The organism is Colwellia sp. MB02u-6, assembly GCF_014077095.1.
Classification (GTDB): Bacteria; Pseudomonadota; Gammaproteobacteria; order Enterobacterales; family Alteromonadaceae; genus Cognaticolwellia.
In genome coordinates this window covers 77,169-99,914 of sequence record NZ_JACGVG010000036.1, presented here as the reverse complement: position 1 = coordinate 99,914, position 22,746 = coordinate 77,169, and the positions used below count along the sequence as shown (strand labels likewise).

Annotated in this window: 17 protein-coding genes; 11 read left to right on the top strand and 6 right to left on the bottom strand. The window is 36.0% G+C overall.

Annotated elements, in window-relative coordinates; genetic code table 11:
* Positions 1-22: 22 nt before the first annotated feature.
* The 6 genes from H4J46_RS12335 (at position 23) to H4J46_RS12310 (ending at position 6,447) form a co-directional block, all read left to right on the top strand.
* Positions 23-1,168: a glycosyltransferase family 4 protein gene (locus H4J46_RS12335; RefSeq protein ID WP_182233796.1), complete on the top strand. Its 1,146-nt coding sequence runs from the start codon at positions 23-25 to the stop codon at positions 1,166-1,168.
* A gap of 29 nt (positions 1,169-1,197) precedes the next feature.
* Positions 1,198-2,190, top strand: coding sequence for a glycosyltransferase family 2 protein (locus H4J46_RS12330; RefSeq protein WP_182137280.1), 993 nt, complete (start codon positions 1,198-1,200; stop codon positions 2,188-2,190).
* 104 nt (positions 2,191-2,294) lie between these two features.
* A complete protein-coding gene (locus H4J46_RS12325; RefSeq protein WP_182233795.1) occupies positions 2,295-3,365 on the top strand; it encodes a glycosyltransferase family 4 protein in 1,071 nt (356 codons plus the stop codon).
* Positions 3,366-3,374: 9 nt separating this feature from the next.
* Positions 3,375-4,352, top strand: coding sequence for an endonuclease/exonuclease/phosphatase family protein (locus H4J46_RS12320; RefSeq protein WP_182233794.1), 978 nt, complete (start codon positions 3,375-3,377; stop codon positions 4,350-4,352).
* Between the two features lie 285 nt (positions 4,353-4,637).
* Positions 4,638-6,197: a hypothetical protein gene (locus H4J46_RS12315; RefSeq protein WP_182233793.1), complete on the top strand. Its 1,560-nt coding sequence runs from the start codon at positions 4,638-4,640 to the stop codon at positions 6,195-6,197.
* Positions 6,187-6,447, top strand: a complete 261-nt coding sequence (locus tag H4J46_RS12310; RefSeq protein WP_182233792.1) for a hypothetical protein — start codon at positions 6,187-6,189, stop codon at positions 6,445-6,447. Before H4J46_RS12315 ends, H4J46_RS12310 begins: the two co-directional genes overlap by 11 nt.
* Before the next feature lie 14 nt (positions 6,448-6,461).
* On the opposite strand, the gene xrt is transcribed toward H4J46_RS12310, so the two are convergent.
* Positions 6,462-7,868 (bottom strand): exosortase, encoded by a 1,407-nt coding sequence (gene xrt, locus H4J46_RS12305; protein ID WP_182233791.1) that lies wholly within the window; start codon positions 7,866-7,868, stop codon positions 6,462-6,464.
* 328 nt (positions 7,869-8,196) lie between these two features.
* Between xrt and prsT (H4J46_RS12300) the strand changes: the two genes are divergently transcribed.
* Together prsT (H4J46_RS12300) and prsT (H4J46_RS12295) are read left to right on the top strand one after the other, a co-directional pair.
* Positions 8,197-10,956, top strand: a complete 2,760-nt coding sequence (prsT, locus tag H4J46_RS12300; RefSeq protein WP_182233790.1) for an XrtA/PEP-CTERM system TPR-repeat protein PrsT — start codon at positions 8,197-8,199, stop codon at positions 10,954-10,956.
* A 206-nt stretch (positions 10,957-11,162) separates the two neighbouring features.
* Positions 11,163-13,997, top strand: coding sequence for an XrtA/PEP-CTERM system TPR-repeat protein PrsT (gene prsT / locus H4J46_RS12295; protein ID WP_182233789.1), 2,835 nt, complete (start codon positions 11,163-11,165; stop codon positions 13,995-13,997).
* A gap of 154 nt (positions 13,998-14,151) precedes the next feature.
* On the opposite strand, the gene H4J46_RS17700 is transcribed toward prsT (H4J46_RS12295), so the two are convergent.
* Together H4J46_RS17700 and H4J46_RS17695 are read right to left on the bottom strand one after the other, a co-directional pair.
* Positions 14,152-14,328, bottom strand: coding sequence for a transposase (locus tag H4J46_RS17700; RefSeq protein WP_404851792.1), 177 nt, complete (start codon positions 14,326-14,328; stop codon positions 14,152-14,154).
* Positions 14,329-14,575: 247 nt separating this feature from the next.
* Positions 14,576-14,989 (bottom strand): transposase, encoded by a 414-nt coding sequence (locus H4J46_RS17695; protein WP_404851791.1) that lies wholly within the window; start codon positions 14,987-14,989, stop codon positions 14,576-14,578.
* Positions 14,990-15,503: 514 nt separating this feature from the next.
* On the opposite strand from H4J46_RS17695, the gene H4J46_RS12285 reads away from it, so the two are divergent.
* Positions 15,504-16,238 carry a PEP-CTERM sorting domain-containing protein gene (locus tag H4J46_RS12285; RefSeq protein WP_182233788.1) on the top strand — a complete coding sequence of 245 codons (735 nt, stop codon included), beginning with the start codon at positions 15,504-15,506 and terminating at the stop codon, positions 16,236-16,238.
* A 312-nt stretch (positions 16,239-16,550) separates the two neighbouring features.
* Positions 16,551-17,267: a PEP-CTERM sorting domain-containing protein gene (locus H4J46_RS12280; RefSeq protein WP_182233787.1), complete on the top strand. Its 717-nt coding sequence runs from the start codon at positions 16,551-16,553 to the stop codon at positions 17,265-17,267.
* A gap of 689 nt (positions 17,268-17,956) precedes the next feature.
* Here the strand turns inward: H4J46_RS12280 and H4J46_RS17540 are convergent.
* From H4J46_RS17540 to H4J46_RS12265, 3 genes are all read right to left on the bottom strand, one after another.
* Positions 17,957-19,984: a ThiF family adenylyltransferase gene (locus tag H4J46_RS17540; protein ID WP_182233786.1), complete on the bottom strand. Its 2,028-nt coding sequence runs from the start codon at positions 19,982-19,984 to the stop codon at positions 17,957-17,959.
* A 75-nt stretch (positions 19,985-20,059) separates the two neighbouring features.
* Positions 20,060-20,878, bottom strand: coding sequence for a PEP-CTERM/exosortase system-associated acyltransferase (locus tag H4J46_RS12270; protein ID WP_182233785.1), 819 nt, complete (start codon positions 20,876-20,878; stop codon positions 20,060-20,062).
* 142 nt (positions 20,879-21,020) lie between these two features.
* Complete coding sequence (locus H4J46_RS12265; RefSeq protein ID WP_182233784.1) at positions 21,021-21,842, bottom strand: patatin-like phospholipase family protein; 822 nt, start codon at positions 21,840-21,842, stop codon at positions 21,021-21,023.
* Positions 21,843-21,956: 114 nt separating this feature from the next.
* Here H4J46_RS12265 and H4J46_RS12260 point away from each other — a divergent pair, with 114 nt between their 5' ends.
* On the top strand, positions 21,957-22,721 hold the full coding sequence (locus H4J46_RS12260) for a S1C family serine protease (RefSeq protein WP_182233783.1): 765 nt from the start codon (positions 21,957-21,959) through the stop codon (positions 22,719-22,721).
* Positions 22,722-22,746 lie beyond the last annotated feature (25 nt).

Genomic DNA, 22,746 nt, shown 5'->3' with positions numbered 1-22,746 from the left:
ATAATGCAAATAAGGGAATATAATGCAAAAAAATGAAAAGTCGCTGAATATTTTGCAGTTAACATTGTCATTTGAGAATGGCGGACGCAAAGAAGCTATTAGAAACCTCGCCGCAGGTATGCAAGGAGCTGGACACAAGGTTTTTTTAGGTTGTGTTTCTCATTTAGGTGCAGATGAGATAGATTTAACCGTATTTGAAGACACCATTGTATTTGATCGGCAAAAACTGTTCGACTTTGCAGCGGCAAAAAAGTTAGCGCTATTTTGTGCTTCGCATAACATAGATTTAATACATACACATGATGCTGGCAGTTTGTTTTTTTCATCGCTCGCTAAATTTTCTTTCAATAAAACACCACCTCAAATCATGACTTTTCATCGTTCATTAAACTTTGAAACAGCAAGCTTTAAAAACAAATTACGTAATATGTTTTCGCTCATAGTGAGCGAAGGTGTCATTACTGTGTCAAATGCTCGCGGTCGAGATTTTATTGCCAGCAATTTAATTAAACCTAAACGATTACAGTTAATTAATCTTTCTGCAGATATAAACAGATTTTCATTTGATCTTGATGCTAGAAATCGTATTAGGGATGGCTTTGCCATTAAACCAACCGACATTGTTTGTGGTGCCATGGGGCATTTTGGCCTAGAAAAAGGCATTGATGTAGTTATTAAAGGTTTTGCTGACTTGCAACAGCGCCTAGGTGAAGAAGGTAAGTCAGTACACCTGATGATTTTAGGCAAGGGCAATGAGCAAGACACTAGTCGGTTAGAAAAGCTGATCAGTGACTTTAAGGTTGAAGGCGTTATTTTTGCCGGTTTTCATCCTGATCCTGAATCTTACTTTTCGGCATTTGATATTTTCTTACATTCTCCAAGGGAAGAAAATGGCGCTACGGTATTATTTGAAGCAATGGCGACAGGTTTACCTATAGTTGGGTCTTTAATTGGTGGTGTGCCTGAAGCTATAGTAGAAAATGAAACCGGTTTATTGGTTGATAGCGACACGCCCAAGCAATTGGCTGATGCAGCCCATAAAATAATTGTTAATAATGAGCTTAGAGGCGCTATGGGACTGGAGGGCTTTAAACGATGTTACCTCAACTTTACTCGAGAGCATTATTTTAATCGCCATGTCGACTTTTATAGAGAAGTTTTAAAATAAAATTAACCATAAGTCATAAAGGAAATATAATGACTACTATTACCATAGTGATAACTCCAAGAGAGCGATATTACGGTGTTATTGAGTGCATTGACGCTGTTTGTGAAAATACTGATGAGCCATTTGATTTAATAATAACGGATATTGGCTACCCAAAGGCTCTTATTAAGCAAGTTGAACAGCGTATTAAAAGTATACCGAATGCTAAAATAATTGATTATGGTGGCATGGTCACACCTATGAAAGTGTTTGAGCATTTAGTGCCTATTATTAAAACCGACATGTTGGTTTGGGTTGAAACGGATACTACTGTGTTGCCTGGTTGGATGCCGCCACTGATTGAAAGTATTAATGATGGCGCTGCTTTTGTTTCCCCATTAACGCTTGAAAAAGAGGGCGTTGATCAAGGCGCCAAGATTCGAAACCATTTATATACTTGTAAAATATTAGTTGTTGAATATGAGGGTGTTGATTACTTAATTGAAGCTAAAGAATATAGAAGAGAGCTACCAGAGAATATACCGTTAGAAATTAGGCCGACAGAAACTTTTGAGTGGCATACCGTAGCTTTTAAAACTGAAGATCTACAAGAAATTGATTTTCCAGATATGGTCATGAGACAACAAATAGATATTCCTATGCAGTTAAGAGCACAGGGTAAAACTATGGTTGCCAACCCCTTTTCAAAAGTGATATTTGATAATTTATGTACTCGATTAACCATTAAAGATATGCAATATTTCTTTTTTGTTTGGTCGCATAAGCTTAATGAAAAATCGCATCGAGAGTTTGAAAAAAGATGGGGTTATAATTTTTATTCAGAGCAGTCTATTTATAATTGGGTATTTCGCCGTAAAGCTTTTTTGATTTGCCGATTCTTTTTTATTCCTATTCCCTTAGCAAATAAAATTACCGGGCTGGCTAAAAGAATTTTTTGTAAAGACTGGGATCCTTTGAAAGATCCAATCGGTGATTCAAGACAATTATCTCAAGAAATAGGTAATCCAGAGCCGAATCGTTAGTGTCCACTTAATTATATTGTTATTTCCACCTCTTTTGAGGCTAACACTTCACAAGAGGTATTTTTACACATTCATATTTATTATATGTTCATTCTAAGTTTGTTATGAAACAAAAAAAAACAAGTAAAAAAGTAGCTCACATTATTGGTAGCTTAAAAATTGGCGGAGCTGAACGCTTTATTATCGATTTGTCGATAGCGCAAAAAAAAATCAATATACAACCTACAATTATTTCATTAGGCAGCCCAACCGATGATTTGGTTGGTACTTGCCACATCAATAACATTCCGGTTGCCTCTTATTCCAGTCACTCATATATAAAGTTATGTAGAGTGTTGATGGTTTTATTAAAGTTTGATGTAATTCATGTACATTCTCCTCATGCGTTAAAATATTTAAGCTTATTTTTACCTTTGCTAAGAAAGACGGTTGTTTATACAAGACATGGTGCCGCACCATACTCTTCAGCACCCTGGTTAAGGTTTCACCAAAAAATTAAGCAATATATAGCTGCCGTTACTTTTGTTTCTCAAGAAGGTAAAGACAACTTTCATCAAGCTCATGAATGGGGAAATGTGACTAGCGTTGTGGTTGATAACGGTGTTTTGATAGAACCAGTAAATAAAGTACCTGCTAAAAATGAAATTTTAAGAATTGGTTCAGTCGGTAGGGTTATTCCTTTAAAAAACCAGATAGGATTACTTAAAGCTATCCAACGTTTACCTGCAGACCTACAAACTAATGTTGAAGTACACTTTTTTGGTGATGGCAGAAGTTTAGAAGATTTAAAAACTTTCTATAAAGAAAAAACGCCTACTCTAGCTGTTACCTTTCATGGCATGGTGAACGACCGTGAACAGATTTATTCCTCTTTAGATTTACTCGTTGTTACTTCCGAAACGGAAGGGTTGTCGATGGTAATTATTGAAGCTATGGCCAATAGTATTCCGGTTGTCGCGACTAATGTGGGTGGTAATCCAAGACTAGTCAAACATGATGAAACTGGCTGGTTGTTTGAATTTGATGATGATCAAAAATTAGCAGAACAAATACTGAATATTATGAATAATAGATCGCTTGTTGATGAAATAGGTACTAATGCTCTTGCTTATATAACAGACAATTTTTCTATTGAGTCATCAGCTAAAAAATATGCTGAGCTTTATGAAAAATAGAGAAGCTACATGTTTAAACACTTAAGCCAAGGGTATTTTATTTTCTGTTGTGGTATGTGCTTTTTGGTCACATTATTACCTTGGTGGCCGACCTACGAAATACTGACTATTCCTAAGTATGCGTTATTATTTGGTCCACGTTGGTGGTTGTTGATTGCTGTTATTGGTTTGTTTTTTTTCTGGCGTTATTTGTCAAAAGCACAATTATGGTTTTCTTCATTATTGATTTTATTATCACTAAATTTTTTAGACTTTCAATTGCCTAGCCCAGGTTCATACTTTTCAACTTCAACTTCAGATAAAATATCAGTGCTTAGTGCTAATATTGGTGGTGGCGGCTCTAAGCGAGAGCTTGATTATATTGGCTTCACTAGGAAGCCAGACATAATTTTATTGCAGGAAGCTAGAAACATAGCACTTTCAACGCTATTTATTGATTATGATTTTAAGGAGTGTATTTCTGGTTTATGTATTTTTAGTAAATACCCTTTCAAACGAGTTAAAGTACTGAGTAGAAAGTTATTTGAGGGGTGGGGGACTTTTGCCATTTTCTATCAAATTGAAACCCAGTTTGGTCAAGTTTCTTTAGCGAATGTACACTTTGAAACGCCGCGTTCAGTACTGATGGGCTTAATTTATCGTTTTTTTGATTTTACATTGGCAAACACCATAGAGAGTAACCGGCAATTTGAAGCTGAATTAGTCAGCTTGTGGTCAAAAAACAAACCCTACACCTTAATTGTGGGTGACTTTAATATGCCGGAAGATGAAAATACTTATCAGCGTAATTTTACACATTTAAATAATGCGATTGGCATCAAAGGTATTGGTTTTAACGCGACTAAGCATACGGTATGGCATGGCGTAAGAATCGATCATATTTTATATTCTGATGATTTTAAGTTAAAGGCTGTTGATGTTGTTGAGGTTATAAATGGTGATCATCAGCCCGTGTTTGCTACTTTTAGTGTAGGTAATACCTATTAAATTAATTAAGGATTCAGCTTTACCTTAACCCTGACTTTACATAAGTAATGAGAGCAAATTTTTTACAACAAGGTGCTTGATGGGTGCTTATATCTCTTTAGAACATAGCTCTAGGACATTAGTAAAGCCTTGTATGTTGATGAAAGCCTCTAGAATAATGCAAGAACATCTTGTTGAGTAATAGCTGGCGTGTGTGTTTGCAAGCAACCATACTATTAGATAGTTAGACCATTTAAATGGCTTACTTAGTTAGTATCATAGGTGAAATTAATAAAAGGATTTGTGATGTTAAAATTAGCGCTTATTGCGGTTTATATTTTTTTGATTTTTTTTTCAACTCATAGCTTAAGTGTTGAAAATACGATTACACTTGATCTTGCCACCATTAATAAAACAAGCAATGAAGAGTCGATATTTTTATTGCTACCCATGCCAAATCAACGTGTTGCTTTGAACAGTAGTTTTTTTCTAACTACAAATAACCGTCCGATCACAGCTAACTACCAGGTGCTTAATACTTGGCCAACGATGAAGAGTGAGCCATTTATTCGCCTGCTGTCGATTGACCTTAGTCGTTTGCAAGACTTTACTGAAGCACTTGGGTCTAAAAAAACGACGCCTAAAGAACTGACGCTTACTTGGTTGGATTCAGATAAAGCACTTGCTGTTCAGCAAATTAATGCTAATCAATCTAATTTAAGCCAGCTTGTTTATCCTTCAACACCATGGCTGGTGCAAAGCATATTACTACACCCGGATAAAGCAATAGACACCAGTTGGTACACCGAGCCGCAAAAAAAATACGCCCATTATTTAACCAATCAGGCCTTGTTGAGCAAAAAAGGTTATCCAGCACGCCAAGCAAGCCAATGGTTGTTTGACCGTCCGCAAGCCATTTATCAATTATTTTTAATGTCAGGTGAAAATCAATGGTTAACAAAAGCCAATAAACTTGCAGAATTTTATAGTAAAAATATTGATGAAAGTGGCCTATTTGTCCTAAAAAAAAACTTTGACCCTAAATATTTAATGCCTAAAGGTTTGTTGTATCGTTACTTACTTACTGGTGACGTTGAAGCAAAAAAAACACTTAAGCGAATGTTTGAACGTTCACTAGATTGGGATGAAAGCTATAGTTTACGGCGTGGTTTTTGGACTGAGCGTAATCAAGCGGCAGCGTTAAATGTGGCTGTTTCTTATTGGGAGCTTACTAATGATGAACTGGCGCTAGGGCGTATCAATGACATTATTGATGCCACTGTGGCAATGACGTTTAATCCTAGCAATGATTGGCCATTAATAGGTTGTCCTCAGCATAGTTTTAAATCACATGAAGGGTGGGGTGATGACACGCCAGCTTGTTCGCCTTGGATGATGGCTTTACTCGGTGATGCGTTATGGCGTTTTTATCAACTAACGGGTGATGTGCGTGCTGCGTCATTAATTGATGCCTTTGGTGATTTTATTTTAAATTATGGCATTTATTACGGCAATGCCAGAGTAAAGAATATTGTGATTCCAAAATATATTGTATCAATTAAGAATCCTGAGCAAGAAGAGTTGAATCAATGGACTGATCCCCAACATGCTTGTGATGTAGGGGCTTTATTGGGTAAGTCAGCCTATATTAAGAAAAAAAACAATCAAGATAACTTTCTTGTCAAAATGTTATTTAATGCTTTATTAGAGCAATGTGCAGAAAGTTATACTAGATTTAAAAAAGCACAGAAAAGTAAGCGTGAGAAAAATTACTGGGTGCTAAGGCCGCCGCGACGTTTTGGTTGGATGTATTCAACGACCAGTGATTTACCTTGGTTAAAGAGCTTGTTGCTCAATGATTATTGACTATGAATATGCTATTGAAGGCCGATTTAAAAATGTTGGGCAAACTATATATACCGATAGAATAGATTATCGTAATCACTGTATTTATCATTACAATCAAACACCAGAAGAATTAGTGCCAGACTGTATTAATAATAGTGAGCCGGTTTTTTTGGGTGAAATTTTTAAGCATGGCCTGGTGGCAGTGCGTATCCTGGATACTTTAAGTTTGGCGAACTCCCTATCAATTACTATGAAGATAGTGTTTTAGTTGACAATATTACCTTAGAGGCTTTGTAATTCAGCTTTACAATGGCGTTGCTGACAGGGGATAAATTTCCAATGTAGTTTTGTCTGATTAATGTTCTTGACCGCCATGGTTAATCGGGCGATCTTAAACGCTCTAAGTGATGCAAACAGTTGCTTGTTAATTTCATAGCTGGTAGCCATTACTGCAGTTTTACCGGCCTTAAATACGATATATATTTTCTGATTTTTGCGAACATCTTGCTCAATAGATTGCCAGCCACTAGGGATTAAATCATTCTCGTAATAACTTGGCTTACCGTCTAATTTTTTACCACTAAAAAAATACGTAAGCTCAATAGCCTTATCTTTCGAAACTGATGTCTTAGTAACAAAAGTATAAAAATGAATTTCTGGCTTCAGTTCAAATGCAGCATCGCTGGTTAAATTACTAGCGGTCGGAGCAGGTATCAACATTGTGCTGAAAGTGGTGGATGACAAAGCCAATATTACTAATAAAACCGCTAAAGCAGGCTTATTAGTATGGCTTTCAACTTGTGACGTATTAAATTGTTTAGTTGATTTTGGAATGCAGTCTGATTGTGTGGCAGTTAAATCAATATCAGCATTTTTATTACCCCACCAAAACAAAATGAACATAAATGGAATAAACAAATACCAGCCAAAAGTATTATGATCTTCCATCAAGCTACTTTCCATATTGGTATACTCACCAATTAATATTAACGCTGTAATTCTTATCCAGTTAGTGAGTAATGCGCCAAAAATAGCAAGGACAAAAAATCCTAACGCCTTTTTGATATTATTAATATATAGAAAGCTAAATAGTGAACTGATCGCTAATGAAACGATCATGTACCTTAAACCACTACAACCATCGGCTATTTCAAAAACACCTGCAGGAATAGTGACAAAATTACCGTCAACATAAGTTGGCACACCGGTAAAACTCATAAAGTAGGTCACTACGCTGACTGATATTGTTTGAAGTATATTGTTCATCATGCCCCAAACGGGCATGATGAAAATTAGAAATACGCTAGGGAAAACTATATACCCGTTCAATTTGTAAAGCATATTAATACTAGTGACTAGAACGGCTAGCAGAGAGCACCAATAACCTAAACTTATTTGGGCATTACTCATTATAAATAATGTTAAACAAGAAAAAGTAAATATTACTGTTGCAGGAATCGATAGTTTCTCTCGAAAAGTCAACTTTCCTGCTTTTTGTAATATATAAAATAGATACAGTGAAATAATGGGTATTAAGTAAGCATGAGAGTATGTGCCATCATCAAAACTATGTCGCCATAAAGTGACTAAAATAGGTATGTTTAATAATGCAATGGTGAAAAAAATGAGCAAGATACCTAACAAGGGTGTTTTAAAGAAAATGTTAACGATTTCAATGTTTTTATTCAATTTTATCATCTTACTTTATCTATAATATAACTGGGAGAATAAATGAAAAGCTTATCTGTAATTAACGCTACTGTTAATTACAATAATGAAATTTATTCAATGGAATTTATTTTGTTGCAATTAAGTTAACAATATTTTAATGGTTTGTCTTTATTTAAAGGCTTATAAGTGGTTATATTTACTAGAGACATTAAGGAATCAGTGATGAGAATAGTATTTTTCTAGGTATTAACGTTAACTTTGATGAAAGATTTAATAGCAATGCTAGGCTAAGTTATTGAAAAGAAGATACTTAAATATTAAGAATAAAACACAAGGAGTAGATGTTTTGAAATTCAATCAATTAGCAACGTATTTAGGGGTCGCGGTTTTTATATCTGCTTGCGGTGAAAACATGACTTCACAAGAGCATGTTGTCAAAGCGAAGTCTGCAATAGAAAAAAACGAACTAAGTACAAGTGAAATAGAACTAAAAAATGCTTTAAAAGTTGATGGGAAAAACGCGGAAGCACGCTTTTTATTGGGTCAGTTGTATTTATCTCAAGGTAATAGTTTAGTGGCTATTAAAGAGTTAGAGCGAGCGCATTCATTAAACTACGACGCTAATAAAGTTGTGCCTTTATTAGCAAGGGCTTATTTTTTAGCGGAAAATTATGAAGATATTTCAAGCCTATCTGAAGACAGTGAATACTTAGTTATAGATAGTAAAATTAGATACTTAGCCTTTAAAAGTATTGGCGCTGTCTTTAGCGGAAAACTTGAAGTAGCTCAAAAAATAACCCTGAGAATCATGTCACTGTCTGAGTCCCACTCCTATACCTTGTTAGCAAATGCTTACGTTAATTTTTCCAAAAATAATAATGAAGAGGCACTTTCTTTAGTATCAGCAGCTTTACTAGCAGACTCTCAAAACATTGATGCCTTGTTGTTAAAAGGTCATATTTCTTTTGCTTTAAATAAATTTGCCAGTGCGGCAGAAAATTTCAAGCAATATGAAAAATATCAGCCACAAGTGAGCGTCACTAAATTGTTTATTGCTCATGCATTATTACGCGATAATAAATATGATGAAGCTGAAAAATATGCCGATGATATACTTGTACTTAGCAGTGAACAACCTCTAGCCAATTATGTAAAAGCTGTGACTATGTTCGATAAAAAGGATTTTACACTTGCCAAGTCACATGCCGAAACTGCGCTTAATCAAAACTATAATTTGCCGGTGTTAAAATTAATTGCTGGCACGAGTGCATTCAATGTAAATAATTATGAAAGCGCTTATCATCATTTAAACGCTATTGTAAAACAAATGCCAGCCAACCATTATTCAAGGAAAATGTTGGCGATAAGCCAGCTTCAGTTGGGGTTAATTGATGATATAAATGAAACACTCATTGGCTTTAACGCTACTACTTCTGAAGAAGTACGTTTTTTATCTAGTTTGAGCTTTCAACTTGCTGAACTAGGGGCCGTTGACCAAGCTAAGATTCTAGCAAAGCAAGCTAATGAGAGTGCAGCCGAATCGAATGCAGAGCAAAGTATTCGCAGCGGTATATTAAAATTAATGACTAATGATCCTTCAGGGGTTGAAGATTTAGAATTAACACTTGAAGCAAATCCAAATTTTGAAGGCGTAGAACTTGTGATTACTTATGCTGCATTACAAACAGGTAATTACGATAAAGCGCTTAAACTTGCTAAGGCATGGCAAGAAAAACGGCCTGATATAGCCGGTAGCTATAATATGCTTGCTGCTGTTTATATTGCGCAAAAAAACAATGAGCTTGCTACCCAAGCATTACAAACAAGTTTACTTAAAGAAGCCAATAATCTATTTGCACTTACCGAGTTAGCGAAGCTTAATTACACGGAAGGTAATAAAACAGCAGCTGAAAAATTTTCTCTACGTGCGATTGAAGAATATCCAGACAATGCAAAAGCTTTACGCTATTACTATGCATTAAAACCCGATGAGCAAGCTTTAGCTAAAATTGAGCAGGCTTATCAAAAAAGTAGCGATAATATCGCATTAACTTTGTTATATATTGATGCGCTTATTAATTCAGATGATTTAACACAAGCGCTCGTTATTTCCAATGGCATGGCAAGCAATGTTAAAACACCCAAAAAGGCCTGGTTACAACGTATAGCTATTTATACAAAGCAACAGAATGAGCTGCAATTAATTACCACCATCGAGAAGTGGTTAAAGGCTAACCCTTATCATATAGAACCTATTCTCATGGTTTCTGATTATTACGTTAAGCAAAGACAAGTAGACAGAGCATTGCAGTATCTAGATAAAGCGTTGTTGGATCATCATGAAGAAAGCTTAGTATTAAAAATCGTAAAAATTCAATTGTTGTTGGACATAAATAAGCTTTATGAAGCCAAAAAACTGTATCAAGATCAACAGGTGCAGAGTGTTAAGTTTGAGTTTAAATCAGGTATAGAAGGGCGTATCGCTTTTCTAGAAAAAGATTTTGTTAAGGCCACTCAAAAGTTAACGCTTTTTTACCAAGCTTATCCATCACAAAAAAATGTCTTATTACTTGCGCTAGCGTTTAAAGGTAACAACCAAGAAGTACAAGCACAAAAGGTTTTGCAGGAATATTTGGCGAAGAATGAGCAAGACAACCGTGTACGTATGATGTTGGCTGATAGCTATTTAGCTACAGAGCCTAACAGTGCAATTTTAGCTTACAAAAAAATGCTTATTAATGAACCTAGTAATGTCATTGTTCTCAATAACCTTTCATGGCTATACTTGGAAAAAGGCGAATTAGAAAAAGCACAATTACATTCTAAAAAGTCGATTAAACTTGCCCCTGAAAATCCAAATGTTATCGATACAAGAGGAATGGTACTACTTAAAATAGGGGAAAGATTAGCCTCATGGAAAGCGTTATCAAAAGCATATAAAATAAGCAATGGGCAGGATATGAGTATCGCACTTAATTATGCAGAAGTATTAATTGCTAATAACCTTAATAAAGAGGCGATAGCACTCTTGCAACAATCAGCAGCTAGTAACAATAAGCTTAGCCTGAGAAAAGCGTCGCTGATGACACTTGCAGAAAAGCAGTAAAACTTTGTTTTTTATTGGCTTTTTATTAAATGTTCGTTAACGATTGAAGGTTGGCAGCTTATCTTGTCTATAAACATTTACTTGCTATTTTTTGTTGTCCAAAAGTAGCAAGTAAATAAAATTTCAAATTATGCCTATTATACCGCTAATAATATGCTTAACTAAATAAATGTTATTAGGCTTTGGACAGCAAGTGTTTTGCCAATATGATAACCACATATGAAGATATTACAACAAATGGAGTTCCACTAATGCCTCGTATAAGTTTAAAACTCATATTCGTATATTTAATAATAATAAATATTATGTCCTGCTCAGATCCGAAAACTGTTGAAGAGTATATGGCAGAAGCGCAAAGCTATTCCGAAAAAAGGGATTATGCCAGTGCAATAATCGTGTTGAAAAATGCGATTAATCTAGACAGTAACCATCCTCTAACTCGATATCTATTAGGGGTTTCTTATCTTAATCAAGGTAATTATGTGGGTGCTGAGAAAGAGCTTGAACGTGCATTAGCGCTTAGTCCTAATAAACAACAGTTAATGTCAAAATTAGTGCAAGTAAAATATAAACTGGGTAAATATGATTACATTTATCAAGTAGCTGAGCATTCTAGTGTATACGAAGACGATGATATGATTGTGATCCTAACGTATGCAGGTATTGCTTCTATTAATGAAGGTAAAGATATTCAAGCTAAATTTTATGTAGAAAGTGCATTAGCGATCAGTGATAGTTCAATATATGGACAAATAGGACGGGCCTACATATCTCATAGTGAGAATGATTTTCAAGAAGGACTTAATACCGTCGAAACACTTTTAGCTACGGCTCCTAATATGGCTGATGCGATTATGTTAAAAGGTTATTTATTACAAGCAACCGAAAAATTTGAATTTGCAGCTCAAACATTTTCACAATATGCAGTGCTTAGACCTAAAGATGTTCAAGTACGTTTTTTTATCGCTCAAAACTACATTTACGCACAAAATTTTGATGCCGCCGAATTAGAAGTAGACAGGCTATTAAAAGTGTCAGCTAGCCACCCTTTAGCTAATCAATTTAAAGCTGAAATAGAATTTTCCAGAGCAAACTATCAAGCCGCTCAAGAGTACGCTCTAAAGTCACTTATGCAAGGGGAAGGCTTTCACATATCTAAAATTATTGCGGGTGTTAGCAGTTATAAGTTAGGGGACTTAGAACAAGCCTATAATTACTTAAATAGCGTGAAAGCAATGTTACCTGCTCAGCATATTGTAAGACAACTAATTATTGAGATACAGCTTAAGCTGGGCTATGAAATTGATGCAGTAGCAGACTTAAGAGCCATGGTGGAGTTAAATACAGCCGATCCAGCTTTGCTTACTATGGCGAGTAATGAATTATTGACGTCAGGTAAAAAAGAAGTCGCTGAAGAACTATTGCAATATTCTATTGATTTAAATAGCCAAAATCCTAAAGAGGTCGCTAAACAAGGCCTCACACAACTTTTCCTTAATAAAACAGAAAAAGGCATAGAAAACTTAGAAAAAGCTTTGAAATTAGACCCCAATTTAGAATTTGCCGAACAAAGTCTTGTCATGGGGTATTTAAAGAATAGTCAGTTTACAGAAGCGCTGGTATTTGCTAAAAAGTGGCAGAGTATTGAATCTAAAAAGGTGCAGGGCTATTTACTCGAAAGTTTAGTATTGGAGCAACAAGGAGATTCAGTAGCGGCCGAAAAACTTTTATATAAAGTAATAGAAATTGATGAAAACAATACGGCTGCATTGTTTAGGTTGGCCGTACACTTACATAAAAATGACATGAATAGTGAGGCGTTCAACTATTATACCAAAACGATAAAACTGCAACCTCAGCATCATAGGGCAATGATCAACTTCACTCGCTTAATTGCATCTTCAATGACAACTAAGATGGACTTATCAAGTAAAGCGATTCAATTTTATCACACTGCACTGGAAGATAATCCATCAAATAATTACCTAAAATTTGGTTTGGCGTTGATACATAATCAAAACAATACTCCTGAAGAAGCCATCGAATTATTCAAAGAGATTGAACAAAGCAGAGATCCTATTTTTGGAATTGAACTTGCTTTAGGTGATAGCTACAGACAAATAAAAGACTGGCGCAATGCAGAACGAGCTTATCAAACATATAACAAAAATGAAGCTGAAGATTTACAGGTAATACATAAATTATTTTCACTGTATGAGCAAATGGGAGAACTTGATAAAGCCCTTGCGCTAGTAAAGGAGTCGATTACTTCTCATAAAGACAAACCAGGGTTAGTCTTGCTGAAAGTTTATTATCAATCTCTACTAGGTGAAGAACCAAATCCTCAAGATTTAGATGAAATTAAAGCGAATGAAAATATCGTGGCTCATTGGTTTACAGATAAAACATTCGGTCATTTGGCTTATCGGAAAAAAGATTTTAAAGCTTCCAGCAATTATTATAATGCCGCTTATAAGAAACAACCAAATGAAAATAACGCAATGTATTGGGCAAAATCAGCAAGCTTGAAAGGTGATAAAGCACAAGCAGTGGAAATATTGGAAGCGCATGTATCATCTGAACCGCTGGCGATTAAGGCGAAAATGATGTTGGCAGCCGGCTATATTATTGCACAAAAACCAGAGAAAGCGATGGCTACATATAAAGCGGTTCTCCAAATTGAAAAGAATAATAGTGTCGCGTTAAACAACTTAGCAAACTTGGAGTTACAACAAAATAATACCACGGAGGCATTACATTATGCTAAAAAGGCGTTATTAGTTAACCCCACAAGCTCTGATTTTATTGACACCTATGCACAAGCCCTAGTCGCCAATGGACAAATAAAGCAGGCAATTGAACAATACGATTTAGCGCTATCGTCAAATAGCGACCCTAAAGTTCAAATAATTATTCATAAGGCAGAGGCGTTAATTGCAGACAGTCAAAGTGAATTGGCCAAATCCTTCCTAACATCGATTAAAACTCAACAGCCTGATGAGCGTGAACAAATTAATAAACTACTAAGTGAAATTAATTAATTCATCGTTGGCTGCTGTCAGTGGTGATTTGGTATTTAGGTACACAGTAACCAATTTTGTGTAACTGCTAGGTTTAAACAAGCTCTTTCAAACGGTCTTCGAATTGAATCATAAATCGATTCAAGGCCGTTTTCCAATTTTTTATTGCCATTGTCTATTTTTTTGAGGCTTGTTCAATCGCTAAATAAATTAATTTTTTAGCCAATTCATCATGCAGAAATAATTTGCGTTTTTTAATGGCCTTACGAATAACACTGTTCAATGATTTAATTACATTAGTGGTATAAATGGCTTTGCGTATATCACTAAGGCAGTTATCGCGTGCTGACATTTTGTCAATTATTAGGTTATGAGCGCGATATACTTGGGTATTTACTGTCCCTGCGCTGTTCAAATTTCTCGAACGTCATTAAGCCTTCCTCTTCGGTGATCTAAATACTGAGTGATTATTTATGGCCATCAATTTTGACGTTTGAAGCGAGGTCAGCGGCTTTGTTGGTCAGCTGTTTATCTTGTTTTATTTTAACCACAAAACAGGCAAAATAAACGATGTGATAAACCGCGTCTAAAAGCCTTGCTTACCATTCTATAACTTGCTCAATAACAGCGTTAGTTAACCCAGAAATAAGCGTTGCTGATACATCAATACCGTACTTTTTTTTAAACGTCGAGACAATGTCACGCGTCGTCATACCCTTAGAAGGCAGGTAGAAAGTCGTGTTCTCCATCGAGGTAAAGCGGGCTTGATCTTTCTTGATAAGCAGAGGCTCAAAGCTTGCGTCTCTATTACGCGGCGCGTCTAAATCGACTGCACCATCCTCTGTACGTATAGTTTTAGATGAATAATACTGCTCATGACGTGAATAACCAAGGTGCTCGTCTAATTCAGTATTGAGTGCTGCTTGAACGGTCACTTTGGTGAACATTTTACGAAAATCAGTTAAGTCTACTTCACTCTTAATTGATTTGGCGGCTTGCTTCGTAAACGCCACAAGTGTTTTCTTATTCATCGTCTGCCTTAAACCCTAATCTTGGTAAAACCACAGGCAGTTACACAGATCTTGTTATAGGACCTAATAAGGCTGTTATTAGGTCTAATTTGGTATTTATGTTTACCGTTGTCAATATAATCGAGTGTTCAATTTGACTTGCTTTGTTAACGATTGATTTTTAGCGTCTATATGTTCTTTAGGGCAAAGAATATATTACGAATGATAATTAGCCAAAACATCTGACTATATTCATATTTTTCATTGGTAATTTGTTTCGAAATAGACCCTTATCTTTATTTTTGAAATTTTTAGTTACACTACGCATTACATATGTCTACTATTTTTACATCTTCACTTTTCTCATCACCTCGGTTTATATTAAGCTATTGTTAAATAAGTTTAATTTAATCTCGGCTTGATTTTTGCAATTATTCTGTCGGTAGTGTTTTTTGATAAGAAGTTATTGATAACCAAAAAATACAGTTGTAATAAATTAATTTAATAGGAAGTAAAGATGTTTAATTTAAGAAAAAAATTAGGTTTAGCCGCATTGCTAACTTTAAGTTTAGTTGGTTCTAGTCACGCCGATATAATATTGGATGATTTTAGCTATAGCCCTGTTGTAGATATAGAGGTTAACTTAAGTACAACATCAGCCACTACAACAAGAGAAGATATCAATGCTCTTGGTGGTGACGTAATTTACACGTTAATTTATAATGACGGGCAACTTGATTCAAGTTCGACAAGTATAGACTTTGGTGGTGATGACGCTTTAGCTTGGAATAATGATGCTACAATGCTATCCACTTTATCATTATTTTACACTGGCACTAATGGCACACCTAGTGGGCCTCTTGATTTAACGGCTAGTGGAAACCAAAATGCATTTTATTATGATATTGTATTTTCTGATATCGGTTTTGATATCAGTGTTGTTGTAGGCTCGGGCGGCTTTGACTTTGGAGCCCGCCGTAGTGTTAATGAAAGTGCATATTCATCAGTATCAGCATCAGTTGGAGGCTTAACTCGTACTACGCTTAGTTTTAGTGATTTTAATGCAGTTGCAGGCTTAGGAGCAAACTTTGCTTCTGTAGACTATGTTTATGTGTTGCTTTCGACAACCACTGCCGGTGCGGACATGATAATTACTGAGTTTGGTACGGTTCCAGAGCCTACTAGCCTCGCTATATTTGGTTTAGGGCTAATCGGTCTAGTCTTTGCTGCAAGAAAAAATTATAATTATTGATTTTCTTTCCTGTATTATCAAATTATAGAAAAAAGCCTCGTTCAACGAGGTTTTTTTGTTAAAAATATCTTCATCATTTAAAAATTATTAACCTTTCTCTCCTTTACCTCATAGCGATAATAATTCATCAAGACAGAGGCCTATTTACATTGGCTAATTGTTGTCAGCTTTTTTTACAACTTGAGTGGTGCGAAAAGCAGACTATTTACTAGGTGGTTGTGTTCAATTGATTTTTTATATTTGGCCTATTTAATGCATCTGTTTACTCGCAACGGTTGTAACTTGCATAATTTTTAATTAGGGAGAATGAAAATGTTAAATTTAAGTAAAAAAATATTAATGACACTGGTGCTAACCTTAGGGATGGCGAGTTACAGTTATGCGGACTTAGTTTTGGATGATTTTGACTACACGCCTGACCCAGATATAGATCTTGTAGTTGATGTGAATAATATTTCTGATACGACCCAACGAAATAATATTAACGCCTTTAGCGGTGATGTTGTATATGAATTAAATTATATTGACGGTGTCGCTAACACAGAGACATCTGCTGTCACCTTTACTCCTGGCAACATGGCGCTTAGTAATGATGCTACAATGAAATCTAGTTTATTGATAACATATTCAGAAATATTTGCTCCGGGATTTACTCCTGCCGATTTTAGTTCTTTCGATGGTTTTTATTATGATCTGGTAAGCTCTGACTTAGGTTTTTCAATATTAGTGACTGTTGGCTCTGGCACTGGCACACAGACAAGTACCTTCGGTGCTAATTCAGGTGTATTAGCTGTAGTAGATGGTCCTACCCGTACTAATGTACTTTTTAGTAGCTTTGTTGCTGGGATAGGCGGAGGTGCTAATTTTGCAGCAATAGATTATGTTTCACTTTTGTTAACATCAGATTTAGAAGCTGTAGACGTAGTATTTAGCGAATTTGGTGTAAAAAATGTACCTGAGCCTGCATCATTGGCTATTTTTGGCTTAGGCTTAATCGGATTAGCCTTTAGTGCGAGAAAAAAAGTTTAATCATCTATTGTGCTAGCAATAATATGAAGTATAAAAAAACCTCGTACAAGCGAGGTTTTTTTATACGATTTAATAGCACAGGAGTGTCACAGTGTTAGAAGCATTTCTCCGCAGACAAGAAAAATACGCGACTAAAAAAATATTATGCTTGTTCTTCCTAATCTATTTTATTTTTCCACTATACTTATTACCTCAAATTCTGCCGGTAGGTCAGCCGTTAGACTTATAGCTTTATTAAACACCAATGCAGGCCAATACACTTATCGCATCTTATGGCGTTGAAAATCGCCTGGCATATATTAAGGGACTCATCACTATTGATATGGTGTAGCCACTGTTTTATTCACTTTTCTTCAGCTTACGACTGACTTTTTTTATTGCGCGAAGTTATGTAAAGCATCATAAAATACAGTACGTAAGAGTACTGCCTTTTTTTATTATGTTAGTTGATATTATTGAGAACATTTGTATTATTTTAATGCTATTTGAATTTCCCACTGCAATCAAAATCCTTGCCCTAGTGTCAGGTTTGATCACGTTATTAAAATGGTTATTTATTGCCATAATTTTTGTTTTATTGTTTTATGCCGTGATTCATTTTTATCTGCATCGCTCTGATATTGAAGCGCCAGCCCACAACACGTGTTAACAAATAATTGTTAACACGTGTTGTGGGGCTTATCATCGAGTTACTGTGAGTCTTTTACATACCTAAGCTCTTCTAAGCTTAACCTTACTGATCTACTGGTAGGGAGTGATGAGCGCCCGACACGACCGGCAAATATAGCACGACTAGCATTACTTTCGCCTATTAAGCTTTTAAAACAATGGTCCATTTTGATAGCATTTTCTCTGGCCTTTTTATTTTCAGTAAATTTTACATCCGTACGTAAATACTCAGAAAAAATAACAGGGGTTTGCTCGGGTTGAAAGCCAAGTTGCAACGCTGTGGCTTGCAGCCAAAATTTTTGTACTGCCGCTCCTGCCTCTAAATAGCTTGCTAGCCCAGAGGGCTCTTTGTCTGCAATAATAACAAAGTGCGCAGAGCTTTTTATTGCAGTTGAAAAGTCCAATAAGAGCTTAGGAGCCACAGTACCGGCCAGATACTTATCAAGAAAGTGAAAGCGCGACCAGCTTTTTAATGACCAACGAGACAAGGCAATAGTTAAGGGATCTATACCTAAAGACTTTGCTGGTAGCTTATCTTTACTAAACGTTGAGTTACAGTTTTTTTCCAGGCTGGTATCTTGCTCAATAGGAGTGAATTCCACTATTTTTGAATGTACGTTAAAGCCTTCTTCCATACTTAATCGTGTGGTGGCATTACCGTACATCAACTTAGCCACTCGCCAACGTTCAGCAAAGGACTCTTTCCAAATCACTGAATAGCCTTCAGGTAGTATTGCTGCTAATTTTTGTTTTTCGGTTGTCGATAACGGCCTTGTTCCCATCCTTTTTCTCTGTACACAACGGGTTTTTATATAGGGAAAAAGAGCGTGAGTTGAAAGTGATGTTTTAGACGCTTGTATTGCTAATTTAAAAGTAGGAAATAAGTCATAGTTTTCTTGGTCAGGCTCAAAGCCGTTTTTATTACTTATTTGGCTGCAGCATATTTCAAAATTAAGAGATTGCGCAGCAATTTTTGCATTTTCTAGAAAGCAACCCAGCGCAAGTTTACTGGCGTTACCCTTTAAATCATAAACAACATCTTTTCGGGTATCATGACCATGAATGATGCAGCTATGTTCGTCTAGTACTTCAATTCTTAGCGGTTGCATATTGTCGCCACTGGGTGACCATTTGGCGTATTCAAAAATTTGTTCTATCGGTTTTAATTCAGTCTCAATCTTTATATTTATTGTTGGCCGCATGACAATTTTTTTAGCTATTTTAAACATTAATCGGGGTAATATACCGGCATTACCAAATGGTCTCCATGTTTTGGCAAACTTATTTCTATAGGCATCGAAATGCAAGCCCCACGGGGCAGCCAAAACTGGCCCTCTATTAAGTAATATTTTTAAAACATAAGTTTCGGCAATTCCGGCACATAAATTTATGGCCATAGGCGTTGAAGGCCCGCGTTTTTCAATAAAACTGACGCGACTTTCATCAACAAGGTAAGAGCGTTGCAGCATAGCAGGAGATAAACCGATGAGGAATTGAATTAGTTGGTCATTCTCAGTGTCTTTGTCGTCGAAGCGAAAGTATTGTTCGTAAGACATTTTACCCGGCATGAAACATAAAAATGCACAGCCCATTCCAAGCGGCGCTGCGGTTATAACTGGAATGCTATTCTCATAACATTTCTGAAAAACTGTTTTTCGAGCTTCTAAGGCAAAAAAATCGAGAGCATCAACGTAAATATCTACACCACTTAGAAATTCATCTACATTATGAGAAAATACACCTTCTGGAAAAACTTGTATATCGATATTTGGGTTTATATCTTTGGCAATTCCCTCCATTACATCAGATTTTTGTTGTCCTAGGGTCGACATGAATGCACCCGATTGACGATTAAAATTGTGTACTTCAAAACTGTCAAAATCTGAGATGTTAAAATTATTGACACCTAAGCGGGCAAGAGTTATTAGATGAGCTCCTCCAACACCACCCATACCGGCAATTGCAATTTTTTTATGTCTTAATTGCTGTTGTTCTTCTTCTGTGACCCAGCCAACATTTCTGGAAAATGCTTTATTATAATCAAACATCTACTTTCCTATTGGTATTTATTTAAGATAATGTTGTACTTAAATGTAGTGTAAATAATAGGGTGAAAAATATTTTTATTTGACTAACGATAAATTTTTGCAAATATCTTTAGCTATGGCTTTATATAAACATTTAAATCCAGGAGATAAATCCTCCATAAATATGGTTGCATTAATATAGTACGGTGCTCGTAAACCATGATAATCAATGGCTTCTCCAAGCTGAATATAATTGATACCAACGAACTTCATGCTACGTGCTAACCTAGGTTCCATCATGACATAAACATGTTTAACACCTGTTTCCATACCCATTGCTGCTGCTGCCATATATAGCCCAATGGCTATAAATGGAAAGCAACGTAGTTCTGTTTCTGAGTAAGTGGGTTCGTTAATCGTACCGACTGCTGAGCCCTTGAATTTATCTGTTTTACGACGTCTAAATTCTGCTTTTACGGCAAGGCGTGATATTTCAGCTATTTCATGGCGTGGAAAGTTGCTTGGATGCAGTTCCTTATTCTGTATGGAATCTAGGCAGTATTTCTCTATCGGTAATAGTTCAGTTTCGTTTGCTGATTTCACTACTCGTACACAGCTGGTATAAGTATCTGAAGGTTTGTGTTTTATCATTGCAAAAATAGATTGGGCATCAAATTCATCTTGCTCTTTGCCACCATCTTTTATTTTTTCATAGGCCAACTCTTCACAATACACATTATGGCGAATGCGGAAAACCTCGTCGCGTAACTCATCAGTATTGGCAAATTCTGGCTGCAAGAATTGGGTGAAATGCTCAGCAATATTCATCGCATCATGATTAACTTTCATTGATGCAATGCGTTTGGTGATGGCTCCAAGCACAGGCACGTTTAGCAACTTCTTGCTCCAATTCATTATTTTTAGTTCCTGACTTTTAGTCGGTTATGCATGATGATAATTATTTTATTTTTAGTATAGCTACATAATTAACTTACCACTTTATGTGATTATTATGAAATATAATTGTTATTTATTTGTTAATAAATAATTTAAGCACTTAACGGCCATGATGAGTTTTAATGGGCACAATTTTCATTGCAGTTTCATAGCCAATATCAAAGAGTGAAAACTTTTCTTCTTCACTCATGCCAAAATCAATGGCTGAGCGTAAGCCAGTATTGATAATGATGGTATTGTGCCAAAAGGCGTCATTAATATACTCACGTGATATGGTTGTCATAAAGGTTCTGATCAATAACGTCATGTAATTTACGATAGGAAATAGCCCATCGGTTTTAAGCTCGTCATATTCATGCTCACCGCGCAGACGAAAACACAATACGGGTGTGCCGTCCATAGCCCAATCTCGGTGTAAGGCATCTTCAGATAAAATACTGCCATCAACCATTAAATGTTTACCAAAGGGTTTAAAGCTGAAAACCAGTGGAATTGACATAGAAAAACGCACGGCCAAAGAAACTTTCATATTAGGTGTTCTTGCGCGGTTAAAAATAACGGGTCGGCCAGTTTTTACATCGGTGGCTACGATATGTAAGTTTCGATTTAGGTCGATAAACCTTTTACCTGCTAACTGTTGGTCAACCCATTGTTCAAAAATGTCACCAGAACTTAAACCGCCATTACGAATTAAGCACACTAATGAGAAACCTTTAAATTGATTGTAGTCGGTAGTTATCGCAATATGTTTAATTTTTGCTATCGATAATCCAGCAGCATACAAGCTTGCAATTATACTCCCCCCCGATACGCCAACAAGATGAGAAAAATCGATATGCAAATCTTTTAATGCTTGCAAAACGCCGATATGAGCGGGTGAGCGTGTTCCCCCGCCAGCTAAAATAGGCACTATATTCGCCACATATATCTCCTCGCTGTATCCTATTATTTAATTATGGGTAAAAATGGCAAAATCGCTAACAAAAAAATGTGCTAAGTTCAGGTAAAGTCTTAAATTTTTAAAAGGAGTGAAAATATGAATAAATTATTACCATTATTAAGCTTTATTGGGCTGATATTCAGTTCAATAGCCTGTGCTGATTTAGCGGGTACGGTGAGCTTACTTAAACCTTCTGTGGTCGGTATTGGTGTTTATACGCCGACAGGACAGCCAAAAAATAAACTTTATGGCACGGGATTTGTTATTGGTGATGGCACTTATATCGTGACTAATCACCATGTTATTGAGCAAGAGTTAGATGATAGGTTATTACAGAAATTAGCTGTTTTTACCGGTAAGGGCCGAGCGGCGAAAGTAAAATTAGCTAAATTGATTGCCCATGATGAGGATCATGACCTTGCTATTCTTAAAATTGAAGGGCAGGCGTTACCCGCATTATCTTTAGCAAACAATGACTTTCGACGTGAAGGCAGTGCTATCGCATTTACTGGATTCCCGATTGGCGCCGTTTTGGGGCTTTATCCTGTAACACACCGAGGTATTATTGCCGCCGTAACACCCACTATTATACCCGTTGATGATACAAGACAAATAAGCATAGCTATGCTTAAGCGCTTAAGAGATCCTTATTTAGTGTATCAATTAGATGCAACCGCTTATCCGGGCAACAGTGGTAGTGCTATGTATGATGTTAAAACAGGTGAGGTTATTGGCATTATTAATAAAGTTTTTGTTCAGCAGAGTAAAGAAACAGTGATCAGTAAGCCGAGCGGCATTACCTATGCGATACCCGTGAAGTATCTACATCAACTATTAAAAAAGCATAATATAAAGGGCTAGTGGCTATATCTTACCTGATAACTCC